The sequence below is a fragment of the Flavobacterium sp. ASW18X genome (assembly GCF_005144745.1).
Classification (GTDB): Bacteria; Bacteroidota; Bacteroidia; order Flavobacteriales; family Flavobacteriaceae; genus Croceivirga.
Map to the genome: position 1 here is coordinate 208438 of NZ_SWKK01000003.1, position 14252 is coordinate 222689.

Consider the following 14252-nt stretch of genomic DNA (forward strand, 5'->3'; position numbering starts at 1 on the left):
TAGTTTGAAAAGAGGGGTGTTTCTAGTGCTTAATTCCATTGGTGTTAAGCATTTACTGGTATTGGTGTTTTTGGTGCTTATGGCAACTTCTGCTACAGCTCAAGAACAAGAGCAAGTACAAGATTCTGTGCAAACGGGAGTTGCGCTTGGCAAGATTTTGCTAGAAAATCCAGATAGCATAATTTCTAAATATACCTTTGACCCCAAAATAAATAGGTACGTTTACACGGTAAGTGTAGGCGATTTTAATGTTAATCACCCTATATTTTTAACCCCAGAGCAGTATTACGAGTTGGTCCGCAAGGAAAGCATGAAATCTTATTTTAAAGAGAAGATTGATGCGTATACGGGAAAAAAGGAGGGCTCAGAAGAAGCTAGAAAAAATTTACTGCCTAACTTTTATGTAAATAACAACTTTTTCGAATCCATCTTTGGGGGTAACACTATAGAGGTTATTCCTCAAGGTTCCGTAGCAATGGATTTGGGTGTTATTTGGCAGAAAAACGATAATCCTGCACTTTCTCCCAGAAATAGAACTAATCTTTCGTTTGATTTTGACCAGCGTATTAGTTTGAGTCTTTTAGGAAAGGTTGGGGAGCGTTTGCAGGTGACTGCAAACTATGATACCGAAGCAACATTCGATTTTCAGAATCTTATCAAACTAGATTATACGCCTACAGAAGACGATATTCTAAGAAAAATTGAAATTGGTAATGTTAACATGCCCTTAAATAGCTCCTTAATCACGGGAGCTCAAAGCTTATTCGGGGTCAAAACACAACTGCAGTTTGGGAAAACTACGGTAACGGCTGTTTTTTCTGAACAACGTTCTCAAAACAGTACTGTAGTTGCCCAAGGTGGTGGAACTTTAAATGAATTTGCCTTAACGGCCTTGGATTATGATGAAGATAAACACTTTTTCTTAGCACAATACTTTAGAGATAATTATGACAAGGCGCTATCCAATTACCCTTTCATACAAAGCCAAGTACAGATTACCAGATTAGAAGTATGGGTAACGAATCGTACGCAACAAACTATTAATGTTAGGAATATTGTTGCCTTACAAGATTTAGGTGAGGGGAGAATGGGGCCAGAAGGGCAGGAACGTACTAAAATAGGTAAAGAAGGTACGCCGCCAGCAGGTTTTTTTAATGAAATGGGTAACGGTATTCTACCAGAAAATGGTAATAACGATTTTAACCCTGGTTTGATTAATGAAGGTGGCGCGCTAAATACCGCAATAAGAGATATTGCTACCGTTGAGCAAGGTTTTAATGCGGGAGCACTTGGTGGATACCAGATGTCTCAGGGTGCAGATTATGCCATTTTAGAAAATGCTAGAAAGTTAGAAGTAAATCGTGACTATGTTTTTGACAGTCAATTGGGGTATATCTCCCTTAATCAAAGACTTAGTAATGATGAGGTTTTAGGGGTTGCGTTTCAGTATACCTATCAGGGTGAAGTGTATCAAGTGGGGGAGTTTGCCAATGGCGGGGTAGATGCTACAAGTGTAAGCACTGGGGCTAACCCGATAATTGAAAACAACACCCTTATATTGAAGCTTTTAAAAAGTAATATTACCAATGTAGAGGACCCTATTTGGGATTTAATGATGAAGAACATCTACTCTACAGGTGCTTATCAGTTAAGTGAAGAAGATTTTAAATTAAACATTCTTTATACAGACCCTACTCCTAGAAACTATATAACTCCCGTAGATGCATCCACAGGTTGGCCTAGTGGATTGGAAGACCGTATTTTAATTAACGTCTTTAACTTAGATCGCTTAAATGTTTATAATGACGTGCAGCCCGGTGGTGATGGTTTCTTTGACTATATTCCAGGTATCACTGTAGATACGCAAACGGGCCGTATCATTTTTACTAAAGTAGAACCGTTTGGGGAGTACCTATTTAATCTTTTAGAATCAGGTGTAGAAGATTATGCTAACACCAATACCTATAATGCCAATCAACAGAAGTACGTATTCCGTAATATGTACGCCCAGACAAAAGCGGCGTCCTTGCAAGAGGCAGAGAAAAATAGATTTCAATTAAAAGGTAGGTATAAGTCGCAAGGTAATAATGGTATTCCAATAGGTGCTTTTAATGTGCCACGTGGTTCAGTTAGAGTTACAGCAGGGGGCAGACAATTGCAAGAAGGTATAGATTATACCGTGAATTATGCAGCAGGTACCGTGCAAATTTTAGATCCAAGTTTAGAGGCCTCTAATACACCAATTAATATTTCAGTTGAAAATAATGCCGTATTTGGGCAGCAGACAAGAAGATTCACAGGGGTAAATGTGGAACATAAATTCAATGAGAATTTTGTTTTAGGTGGTACTCTATTAAATCTTAATGAGCGGCCACTTACACAAAAATCTAATTACGGAGTAGAACCTGTAAATAACACTATATACGGATTTAACGGTAATTTTAGTACAGAGGTTCCGTTCCTTACACGCTTGGCTAATAAATTACCTAACATAGATACCGATGTGCCTTCTAATGTCTCGTTGCGAGGTGAAGTTGCTTTCTTAAAGCCTAATTCTCCTAAAAATGCAGACTTTCAAGGAGAAACAACTACGTATTTAGATGATTTTGAAGGAGCACAAGCCCTGATAGATATACGTTCTTCTTTAGGGTGGAGCTTAGCCAGTCCGCCAGTACAATTTACACAAGGCGTTCAAGATTTAGAAACGGGTTTTCAGCGTGCTAAAATGTCTTGGTACACTATTGACCCAATTTTTTATACCAATCAGCGCCCTGCGGGTATTTCTGATAGCGATATATCTTCTAATGCTACTAGACGGGTATTTATTACAGAGGTTTTTCCGGAGTCAGATATCGCACAAGGGCAGACAACCGTTCAAGGAACTTTAGATTTGGTGTACTATCCTAATCAAAAAGGACCTTATAACGCAAATACAGCCTTTGAAGCAGAAGCAGCAGAAGACAAATGGGCAGGTATTATGCGTTCTTTAAGTAGTACTAATTTTGAGCAATCCAACGTGGAATTTGTTCAATTTTGGGTGTTAGATCCTTATGTAGACGGAGAAACCGTGAATGGAAATCAAGGGGAATTAGTATTTAACTTGGGAAACATTTCTGAGGATATTTTAAAGGACGGTAGAAAGCAGTATGAAAACGGATTACCAGGCACTACCAATACAGAAATACCAAGACAAACTGCTTGGGGGCAAGTGCCTTCTACACAAGCTTTAGTTTATGCTTTTGATGCTGATGAAGCGAATAGAACATTACAGGATTTAGGGTACGATGGTTTAACAGATGCTGATGAAGCTGCAATCTATAACGGTCCGGCAAATGACCCTGCTTTGGATAATTATACGTATTACCTAAATAAAGAGGGTGATATTTTAGAGCGATATATCGATTTTAATAATCCTCAAGGAAACTCGCCTGTAGCGGTTTCTAACACTAACAGAGGGTCTACTACTTTGCCAGACGTAGAAGATGTAGATAGAGACTTAACTATGAATACGATTAATAGTTATTTTGAATATCGTATTCCTATTAAACCAAATACCACTATTGATGACCAATACGTAACGGATATTAGAGAAGGGCAAGCTACAGGTACGCGCGTGCCAGATGGTACGCCAAGAAATTACCGTTGGATTCAGTATAAAATTCCATTGAGCGAGTTTACGGATGCCGTAGGCGGAATATCAGATTTCCGTTCCATCAGTTTTATGCGTATGTACCTTACCGGTTTTCAGGACGATGTAGTGCTTCGTTTTGCTACCTTGGATTTGGTAAGAGGCGATTGGCGCTCGTATACCAATACATTACAACCAGGTGTGGATGATATCCCAGCAGATGATGGCACTATTGTAGATGTGAACACCGTAAATATTCAGGAAAACGAAACAAGAGACCCAATTCCATATCGTTTACCGCCTGGGGTTGTACGTGAGCAATTGAATAATAACAATACTATTATTCGTCAAAATGAGCAGTCATTATCCTTCACGGTAGAGAATTTGGAGCCTCAGGACTCCCGTGGGGTATTTAAAAATATCAACATAGATGTTAGGCAGTATGAGCGCATAAAAATGTTCATGCATGCAGAGAAATTATTTAATACGGATTATTCGGATGCTGCTACACCATTGGTGGGCTTTATCAGAATAGGAACAGATTTTTCAGAAAACTTCTATCAAATAGAAAGAGCGTTACAGTTTACACCTTTTGGTACTACAGATGCAGATGGTGTATGGCCAGAAGTAAATGAGATTGATGTAGCCTTGGACGACTTAAATAAAGTTAAATCCCTAAGAATAGCACAACGTGCAGATGGTGTGGCGTTAAATGAACTTCGTTTTTACGAGGTGGTAGACGGAAACGTGGTAGAGGTTGCAGAGTTTTCGCCTAGAACACCCGGCGTTAATAGAATAGGTATTCGTGGTAATCCTTCTTTTGGAAGCATCCGTAGTATGATGGTCGGGGTTAAAAATATAGATGATATCCCAGCTAGAGGAGAAGTTTGGTTTAACGAGCTGCGTTTAGCAGGTCTAGATAATAATGGTGGTTGGGCAGCAATTGCTGCATTAGACGCTAATATGGCAGATTTTGCTAATGTAAGTGCTACAGCAAGTACTAGTACTTCCGGGTTTGGTTCTATAGATCAAATGCCTAATGAGCGTGCTAGAGAAGATGCCATTTCTTATGATGTGGTTACCAATGTAAATGTTGGGCAATTGTTTCCTAAAAAATGGAACTTACAATTACCTGTGAATTTTGGCGTGTCAGAGACCTTGATTACGCCAGAGTTTGATCCTGTTTTTGACGATTTAAAACTAGATGATTTAATAGATGCTGCAGATAGCCCAGAATTGGCGGAGCAAACCAGAGAGCAGGCAGAAGAATACACCAAGCGTAGAAGTATAAACCTAATTGGTGTTCGCAAAAATAGAAGCGAAGAAGCGGATGCTAACTTTTATGATATAGAAAACTTTACTTTTAATTATTCTTACAATAAAACCAATCATCGAGATTTTGAAATAGCAGACTTGCAAGATGAAAATGTTACCACGGGTTTTGTGTACAATCATAACTTTAAGCCTGCGACTATAGCGCCATTGGCTAAAAAGGATTCCATATTAAACGGTAAGTATTGGCAGTGGTTAAAAGAAATGAACTTCAATTTCTTGCCTACTAGTGTTTCTTTAAATGCTAATTACAACAGGTCTTTTAATCAGCAAAGATTTAGAGATGTGTTAGAGCCCGGAGTAGAAGCCTTAGATTTACCGCTGCTACAACAACGTAATTATCTTTTTAATTGGCAGTACGCATTAAATTATAGCATATCTAAATCACTTCGTTTAAACCTAACCGCATCTAACAATAATATTGTTCGTAATTACTTTAATGTAGACGGTGATACGGAATCTGGAGTTAATGAACTCTTAGATTTATGGGATGGCTTTTTTGATATTGGAGAACCCAATAGGCACGCACAACAGATGCAGCTTAATTATGAATTGCCTTTAGATAAAATTCCGTTTCTAGATTTTGTCAATGCTTCGTATACCTATACCAGTAATTTTGATTGGCAACGTGGTGGTGATGCCTTGGCAGAAGTGGCAAGAGAATCTTTAGGGGACCCTAATGCTCAAATTAACACCGTACAAAATGCCAACACCCATAATTTAACTGCCAATTTAACTATGCAACGTTTTTATGACTTCTTAGGATTAAAAAAGCGTGATGGAAAATTGCCCACTGCTATAGCGGTCAGAGGAGAAAAAGGAAAACAGGCTAAGGACTTAAAGCCTAAAAGTAAGACGGGTAAAGGTATGAATGCGCTTATAGATTTTGTAACTATGGTAAAGCGTGTTAATGTAAGTTACAATGAAAATAATGGTAAAGTTTTACCGGGTTATACCCAATCTATTGGTTTTGTAGGAACCGCAAGGCCAAGTTTAGGATTTGTCTTTGGTAGTCAGAGCAATGTTAGATTTGAAGCTGCTCGTAAAGGTTGGCTAACTAATTTTACAGAGTTTAACTCTCAGTATATGCAAAACAGTACCAAGAGTTTAAATATTACAGCTACCGCTAATCCAATGCCAGACCTAACTATAGATTTAACAGCAGACAGGCAAATGACCAATAGTTTGCAAGAGAACTACGTTCCGGATTTATGGAGTCAGGGTCTTAACGGTCTAGTAAACAACATTGGGAATTTTAGTATTTCTACAGTAATGATAGGAACTGCTTTTGGTAAGAGCGATGAATTTGATTCTGAAACGTTTGAAGAGTTTAAGGCTAACAGAAGGGTGATTGCAGACCGTATTGTTAGTGACCGTGGTGCCAATATCAACACGGTGGATGAGGATGGTTTCCCTACCGGATATGGTAAAACCAGTCAAGATGTATTATTGCCTGCATTTTTTGCAGCATATACAGGTCAAGATGCAGAACGTGTTAATTTAGATGCGTTTAGGGAAATTCCAATTCCGAATTGGAATTTAAAGTATACCGGTTTAATGAAAAACAGGTGGTTCAAGAAAAAATTCAAAAGATTTTCGTTGCAACACGGCTATAGAGCAGCATATAGTGTAAATAATTTTCAAACTAATTTAGAGCGTGTACAATTATTAACCGATAATGCACCTACCGTAAATGGCGAAACAGGTAATATATTGCCAGAAAATTTAATTGGTAATGTGGTTTTGACAGATGAGTTTAATCCGTTAATGCGGGTAGATTTTGAAATGAAAAATTCCTTAAGTGTACTTGCAGAGGTGCGCACAGATAGAACACTTTCTTTGAGTTTTGATAATAGTTTGCTTACAGAAATTAATGGTAAAGAATACACCGTTGGTTTAGGGTATCGTTTTAAAGACGTTCAATTTGTAACCAACATTGGGGGCGAGCGTACCCGTCTAAAAGGCGATTTAAATCTTAAAGCAGACCTTTCTGTAAGGGATAACATCACTATAATACGTAATCTAGATATCGATAACAATCAAATTACCTCAGGTCAAGATTTATGGAGTATAAAGTTTACTGCAGATTATGCGCTAAGTAAAAATCTCAATGCCTTATTCTTTTATGACCATTCTTTCTCACAGTTCAAGGTGTCTACCGCATTCCCGCAAACTACCATAAATGCAGGCTTTACCATCAGGTATAACTTTGGTAATTAGAACGATGTGAAAAATAGCATTTAGAATAACTATAAAATTACTTTGTATAGCTACGGAAAACTTTAAATTTGTGTCGACTCTAAAATGGATAAAATGAATATTCCTTCAGAATTAAAGTACACAAAAGACCACGAGTGGGTCAAGATTGATGGTGACACTGCAACCGTAGGTATTACAGATTTTGCGCAAGGCGAATTAGGTGATATTGTTTATGTTGAGGTAGAGACCCTAGACGAGACTTTAGATAAAGATGAAGTCTTTGGAACTGTAGAAGCTGTAAAAACAGTTTCTGACTTGTTTTTGCCACTTTCTGGTGAAATAGTTGCGTTCAACGAAAGCCTTGAAGACGAGCCAGAAAAGGTAAATTCTGATCCATATGGAGAGGGTTGGATGATTAAAGTAAAATTTAACAACCCAGATGAGGTTACACAATTAATGAGTGATGCAGATTACAAGGAACTTGTAGGTGCTTAAGAATAACAAATACACAATTTTAGGAATAAGCTGGTTGGTGTTGGTAACATCTCTCAGCTTATTTTCGTTTTCAACAGATGTAAATACAGGGATAGATATACCCCATTTAGACAAGTTGGTTCACTTTTCTTTCTATTTTGGAGTAGTGCTGCTAGGTTGTCTTAGTTTGTTAGAACAGGGAGCTCAGAATTTAAGTAGAATAGTTAAATATTTAATCATCTTCGCAATTGCATACGGCCTTTTCATAGAAATTTTGCAATATGTAATGCCTTATCATAGGGAGGCAGATATTTTTGACTTTTTGGCTAATAGTTTTGGGGCAATAGTGGCCGGTTTGCTCATTAAAAAGTACCGTTCACTCATTTACCGCATAAAATGAGCCATGAATTTGCCAATATTTTAAATATTTGGTTAAATTAGCCCGTAGGAAAAATCAAAAGAGAATTATGGAACCGAAAAAGAACCCAAAAGCAGATGTAGGTAGGAATAGTGGCCTATACTTTGTCATTGGTCTTGCCCTAGTGATGGCCTTAGTGTATACTGGACTAGAGTGGAAGAAATACGAAGAGACCAACGATTACGATATATCCATGAACGTGGAGGACGATTTGGATGAAGAAGTTCCGATGACGGAGCAGATAAAAACACCACCACCGCCACCACCGCCAGCTGCGCCAGAGGTAATAGAGGTTGTAGAAGATGAAGAAGAGGTAGAAGAAACTGTAATAGAATCTACAGAAACTAGCCAGGAAGAAGAAATCATGGAAGTAGAAGAAGTAGAGGTAGAAGAGGTAGAAGAAGATATTTCTGTTCCTTTTGCGGTAATTGAAGATGTTCCTGTTTTTCCAGGTTGTGAGGGTGCTAGTGATAAAAAAGCTTGTTTTCAAGAGCAAATGCAAAAGCATATCCGTAAAAATTTCCGTTATCCAGAGATTGCTCAAGAAATGGGGATACAAGGTAGAGTTGCGGTAATGTTTACTATACAAAAAGATGGTAGCATCGGTAACATTAGAATGCGTGGGCCAGACAAAAATTTAGAAGCAGAGGCGTTAAGGATTATCAATAAATTACCTAAAATGACACCAGGTAAACAAAGAGGACGCCCTGTAAAAGTACCTTTTAGTATTCCAATTACTTTTAAGTTACAATAACAAACCAACAATAATTTACAAAAACCCTAGCCTATAAGCTAGGGTTTTTTGTTTCTCTTCTTCTTCAGTTAAATTCCTAGCAGTCATAATTTTTATACTAAGATTGCAAAGAAGGCAACTCCACCGTATCTTTGCAGGCCAATTAGAATAATAAGATGAAGTCTGCCGTAGGCACATTGCAAAATATGAACTGGTCCTTGGTTTTTGCTGATTTTAAAGAGATTACCAAGGTAAGGCTTGCGGTGAGTGTTGTTTTTTCTTCCATTGCAGGCTACTTTTTAGGTGCAGAAACAATTAATTTCTTTCATTTGTTATACCTAGCAACAGGAGGTTATTGTATGGTGGGTGCCTCCAACGCTTATAATCAGGTCATAGAAAGAGATTTAGATGCGCTAATGAAGCGTACTAAAAACAGGCCGTTACCTGCAGGGCGTATGTCTGTGAATGTTGCAATGACGATTGCCATTACCCTTACAATTTTGGGTGTTTTCTTATTGTATCAGCTGAATCCTAAGACAGCCTTGTTTGGTGCAATATCTATCTTTTTATATACTAGTGTATACACTCCTTTAAAAACGATTACCCCACTAGCGGTGTTTGTAGGGGCAATACCTGGGGCAATACCATTTATGCTTGGATGGGTTGCCGCTACAAATGAATTTGGAATTGAACCAGGTACTTTATTTATGATACAATTCTTTTGGCAATTTCCACACTTTTGGGCATTGGGTTGGATGCTAGATGAAGATTATAGCAAAGGCGGATTTAAAATGTTGCCAACGGGTAAAAAAGATGCTAGTACCGCATTGCAAATTATACTATATACCATTTGGATGATTGTAATTTCTGTAATTCCTGTATTTGGTTTTACTGGGAGATTATTGTTATCTGTGCCAGCTGCAATTGTTGTTTTCTTAATGGGATTGGTTATGTTGATTTTTGCCTTTAAGCTATACGAGAAAAAAGATAATGTGTCTGCAAGAAAACTAATGCTAGCAAGTGTAAGTTATATTACGTTGATGCAGCTAGTTTATGTTGCAGATAAATTTTTGCAATAAAAAGAAAATTATGGATTTAACACAAGGAACCAATAAGGAGAAGAATGCAAGAGCAAAGAAAATGATGCTTTGGTTTGGTATTGTTAGTCTTATTATGGGTTTTGCAGGTTGGACAAGTGCTTACATAGTTAGTAGTAAGCGTAAAGATTGGTTACAAACTGTAGAGCTGCCGCAATTGTTTTTGGTAAGTACTACTGTAATTGTATTGAGTAGTTTAACTTTTGTATTGGCTAGAATGGCAATGAAGAAGGGGGCAACAAAAATGGTTACAGCATGGCTGTTAGTTACTTTTGGGTTGGGTATTGCCTTTATTGTTTTGCAATTTTTAGGCTTTAATGAAATGATTATGGAGTACGGTTACCGTTTTACGGGACCTACTAGTAATATTAAAATGTCTTACGTATACTTAATAGCTGCTGTGCACATTGTGCACGTGGTGGCTGGTTTGTTAGTGCTCTTGGGGGTTACAATCAATCACTTAAGGGCTAAGTATACACCAGAAGACCATTTAGGTTTAGAGTTGGGTGCTATGTTTTGGCACTTCTTAGATTTTTTGTGGGTTTACTTGGTACTCTTTATGTACTTTGTAAAATAAAAGCCAAAACTTAAAGTTTTACCTATCGGAGACTTTTAGAAAAGTGTAAAAGGTGTATTTTTGCTAAAGTTTTATTAAAACGGAAATTTTATATGGAAACAACGGTAACGACCGGAACGGAAGATAGTGTTTGGGGAGGCGGTAATAAGCCACTAGGTGCTAGCTACGGTAAAATGATGATGTGGTTCTTTATTGTTTCAGATGCGCTTACGTTCTCTGGATTCTTGGCCGCATACGGATTCTCTAGATTTAAATTCATTGAAACCTGGCCTATAGCCGATGAGGTTTTTACGCACGTGCCGTTCTTTCATGGAAATTATCCCATGATTTATGTTGCATTTATGACCTTTATTTTAATCATGTCTTCCGTAACCATGGTGTTAGCGGTAGATGCGGGTCATAAAATGAAGCAAAACAAAGTAATCGTTTACATGTTCTTAACCATCATAGGCGGTGCAATCTTTGTTGGTTCACAGGCGTGGGAATGGGCTACTTTTATTAAAGGAGATTACGGAGCGTTGGAAACTAAAGGGGGTAGAATTCTTCAGTTTGTAGACGCTACCAATGATAATAAGAGAATTGCAATAGGTGATTTTGCTAAAGCGATTCCTGGGGAGCGTGTAACCCATACCAATGATAAAGGTGTTTGGTACGAAGGCGAATCAGAGCTAACTACCTTTTCTTTAACAGAAGTTGTAGAAGGTTTAAAAGCCAATCCTAATGTTTTAATCCGTACGGAGCAAATTAATGAAGAAGGTGAAAAAACCATCTTAAATAGAACAGAGACCTTAGAAAAGGTAAACCAGGCAGTACGCGTTGTAGAGGGTGCTAATCTAATTCGTAACGAATACGGTAGCCGCCTATTTGCAGACTTTTTCTTTTTTATCACTGGTTTTCACGGTTTCCACGTATTCTCCGGTGTAGTACTGAATGTAATTATTTTCTTGAATGTAGTTATCGGTACGTACGAGAGAAGAGGACATTATGAGATGGTAGAGAAAGTAGGTCTTTATTGGCACTTTGTAGATTTAGTTTGGGTATTTGTATTTACCTTCTTCTACTTAGTATAATTAAAATAGAGTTTAAGCAAAGCGATAAAAGCATATTTAATGGGTCACGAACATAAATTAGAAATATTTAGAGGAGCTTTAAAATTTAAGTCTAACGTTCAGAAAATTTGGGGCGTACTTATTTTCCTTTCCATTGTAACAGCAGTAGAAGTAGTTTTAGGTATTTACAAGCCAGACTTTTTAATGGATACCTATGTGCTAGATATGAAATTATTAAATTGGATTTTCATCATCTTAACAATTGTAAAAGCATATTATATTGCTTGGGATTTTATGCACTTAAGAGATGAAAAAAGTGCCTTGCGTAGAGCTATTGTATGGACACCAATTTTCCTAATTTCTTATTTGGTGTTTATTTTGTTGTTTGAGGCGACATATATCTATGATGTATTTAAAAACGGATTCCTGTCTTGGAACTTCTAGTTTTAGGATATTAATAATATAATAAGGGCGGTTTTAAGACCGCCTTTTTTTATTTTTGTACTCTAGTTTTTAACCAGTTTTATGGTGATATAAGATTGGTAATTTGCTGCTTGTTATGAAAAAGACTTTTGTACTTATTGTTTTATTTGTACTGCCTTTAGTGGCGTATTTATTCTTTGCTTCTGGAGTCAATAATTTTGGGCGTTTACCAGTATTACAAGAGAATGTAGAGGATGTTGCTGTAATCGGTGATAGTATTGAATTTAAAAGTAAGATAACTATCCTTGGATTTTTGGGCGTTGATGTTGCTTCTAAAAGCGCAAATGCTTTCAATTTAAATCAAAAAATTTACAAACGGTTTTCAGAGTTTAAGGATTTTCAGTTTGTAATGCTAGTTCCAAAAGGGCAAGAGGCAGCGGTAAATTCCTTAAAAGAAGAGCTTGGTAAGCTTTCTGAGATTGATAAATGGAACTTTGTCTTTGCGGATGCTAAAGAAGTCAAATCAATCTTTAATAGTTTAAATAGCAATTTGAAGTTAGATGAGGATTTAGGGTCCAATTACGTATTTATAGTAGACAAAGATGCTAATCTACGAGGTAGAAAAGACGATGAGGATGAAGGAACTAAATATGGGTATAACGCTACTTCTGTCGCGGAGTTGAATAATAAAATGGAGGATGATGTAAAGATTATCCTTGCAGAATATAGATTAGCACTAAAAAAGAACAATGCCACAAGGAGCAAGTAATAAGAAGAAATACACTTATGTCTGGGTTTCTACCATTGTATTGGTGTTTGGAATCTTTGCTGTGTGCGAGATTACAAAAAGAATAAAAGACGGTACCATTGTAGAAAACGATAGAATGGCGGGTACTGCGATTGAAGAGCCATTAAGTTTCATAGTAAACAACGGCACAAAACGTAAGGTGCCTCCTTTTGCTTTCTATAACCAAGATAGTGTTCTAGTGACAAACAAGGATTATCTAGGTAAAGTGTATGTGGTAGATTTCTTTTTTACTACCTGCCCAACAATTTGCCCCGTAATGACTTCTAATTTGGTGGAAATACAAGATAAATTTGGAGGTCAAGATAATTTTGGAATTGCTTCCTTTAGTATAAATCCAAGATACGATACTCCAGAACGTTTAAGGGCGTATGCAGAAAAGTATGGGATAACAGATAAGGATTGGAATTTTATGACGGGGCAACAAGAGCAGATACATCAATTAGCATCAGAAGGTTTTTATATTATGGCTAATGAAGTGGAAGATGCACCTGGTGGTTTTGAACATAGTGGCATGTTTGCTTTGGTAGATAAAAACGGATACTTGCGCTCTAGAGTAGATGCATTTGGGAATCCTATTATTTACTATCGTGGAACCATTACAGAAAAGCAGGGCGTTAATAAGGAAGGTGAAACCCAGCAAATAACAATGCTAAAAGAAGATATTAATAAATTATTATTAGAGTAATGGAGGATGTAGCAGTTAAGGAAAAGAGAATTAAATTGTGGATTACCATTTTATCCATAGTAATTCCTGTTGTAGTTGCCGTGCTATTTAGGTATCGTATACCTAACGTAGCACCTTTATCCTTTTTACCGCCTATTTATGCAAGTATTAATGGTCTTACAGCAATATTTCTAGTGTGGGCTGTTATAGCTATAAAAAAAGGAAACCAAAAGTTACACCAGAATTTAATGACAAGCTGTATTGTATTTTCATTATTGTTCTTGGTAATGTATGTAGCGTATCATATGACATCAGATTCAACCCCTTTTGGCGGAGTAGGAGCAATCAAATACATTTATCTATTCATACTAGCTACTCATATAATTTTATCCATAGCAATTATTCCACTGGTTTTAATTACATACAGTAAGGCTTACCTACAAGACTTTAGAGCGCATAGGAAATGGGCCAAAATAACATTTCCTATTTGGTTGTATGTAGCAGTAACGGGTGTAGTAGTATATATAATGATAGCTCCTTATTACGTGTAGATGAAGTGGAAAGTTATCATCATATTAGGATTCATATTGCTCTTTGTGCCAGAAGTGGCAGAAGCACAATGTGCCATGTGTAGAGCTGCCTTGGAGAGCGAAACTGATAATAGTCAAGCAGAAGGTATTAACAACGGTATTGTTTACTTAATGGCTATTCCCTACATCTTGGTAGGAGGACTGTTTTTCTTTATTTACAGAAAAATACGCGGAAAATCTGCATAAATTACTACGGAACTGTAACAATTTGGTTGGATTGTAGTCCTATAGAAGTACGGAAACGTATTTCATCAATCAAA

At 37.1% G+C, this 14252-nt stretch carries 12 protein-coding genes; all 12 read left to right on the forward strand.

What is annotated here, in order from left to right:
* The first annotated feature begins 4 nt into the window (after nt 1-4).
* The 12 genes from sprA (at nt 5) to FBT53_RS01970 (ending at nt 14178) form a co-directional block, all read left to right on the forward strand.
* Nucleotides 5-7180 (forward strand): cell surface protein SprA, encoded by a 7176-nt coding sequence (sprA, locus tag FBT53_RS01915; RefSeq protein ID WP_370323658.1) that lies wholly within the window; start codon nt 5-7, stop codon nt 7178-7180.
* Between the two features lie 93 nt (nt 7181-7273).
* On the forward strand, nt 7274-7654 hold the full coding sequence (gcvH, locus tag FBT53_RS01920) for a glycine cleavage system protein GcvH (RefSeq protein ID WP_136949480.1): 381 nt from the start codon (nt 7274-7276) through the stop codon (nt 7652-7654).
* Nucleotides 7647-8033, forward strand: a complete 387-nt coding sequence (locus FBT53_RS01925) for a VanZ family protein (RefSeq protein WP_136949481.1) — start codon at nt 7647-7649, stop codon at nt 8031-8033. Before gcvH ends, FBT53_RS01925 begins: the two co-directional genes overlap by 8 nt.
* 67 nt (nt 8034-8100) lie before the next feature.
* Nucleotides 8101-8805, forward strand: a complete 705-nt coding sequence (locus FBT53_RS01930; protein WP_136949482.1) for an energy transducer TonB — start codon at nt 8101-8103, stop codon at nt 8803-8805.
* A gap of 155 nt (nt 8806-8960) precedes the next feature.
* Nucleotides 8961-9863: a heme o synthase gene (gene cyoE, locus FBT53_RS01935; protein WP_136949483.1), complete on the forward strand. Its 903-nt coding sequence runs from the start codon at nt 8961-8963 to the stop codon at nt 9861-9863.
* 10 nt (nt 9864-9873) lie between these two features.
* Nucleotides 9874-10458, forward strand: a complete 585-nt coding sequence (locus tag FBT53_RS01940; protein WP_136949484.1) for a cytochrome c oxidase subunit 3 — start codon at nt 9874-9876, stop codon at nt 10456-10458.
* Nucleotides 10459-10550: 92 nt separating this feature from the next.
* On the forward strand, nt 10551-11528 hold the full coding sequence (locus tag FBT53_RS01945; protein WP_136949485.1) for a cytochrome c oxidase subunit 3: 978 nt from the start codon (nt 10551-10553) through the stop codon (nt 11526-11528).
* Between the two features lie 39 nt (nt 11529-11567).
* Nucleotides 11568-11951 carry a cytochrome C oxidase subunit IV family protein gene (locus FBT53_RS01950; protein WP_136949486.1) on the forward strand — a complete coding sequence of 128 codons (384 nt, stop codon included), beginning with the start codon at nt 11568-11570 and terminating at the stop codon, nt 11949-11951.
* A 115-nt stretch (nt 11952-12066) separates the two neighbouring features.
* On the forward strand, nt 12067-12699 hold the full coding sequence (locus FBT53_RS01955; protein WP_136949487.1) for a hypothetical protein: 633 nt from the start codon (nt 12067-12069) through the stop codon (nt 12697-12699).
* Nucleotides 12680-13423 carry an SCO family protein gene (locus tag FBT53_RS01960; RefSeq protein WP_136949488.1) on the forward strand — a complete coding sequence of 248 codons (744 nt, stop codon included), beginning with the start codon at nt 12680-12682 and terminating at the stop codon, nt 13421-13423. Before FBT53_RS01955 ends, FBT53_RS01960 begins: the two co-directional genes overlap by 20 nt.
* A complete protein-coding gene (locus FBT53_RS01965) occupies nt 13423-13953 on the forward strand; it encodes a DUF420 domain-containing protein (protein ID WP_136949489.1) in 531 nt (176 codons plus the stop codon). The genes FBT53_RS01960 and FBT53_RS01965 overlap by 1 nt, the downstream gene beginning before the upstream one ends.
* Nucleotides 13954-14178, forward strand: coding sequence for a hypothetical protein (locus FBT53_RS01970; protein ID WP_136949490.1), 225 nt, complete (start codon nt 13954-13956; stop codon nt 14176-14178). It abuts the gene before it with no gap.
* Nucleotides 14179-14252: the final 74 nt, after the last annotated feature.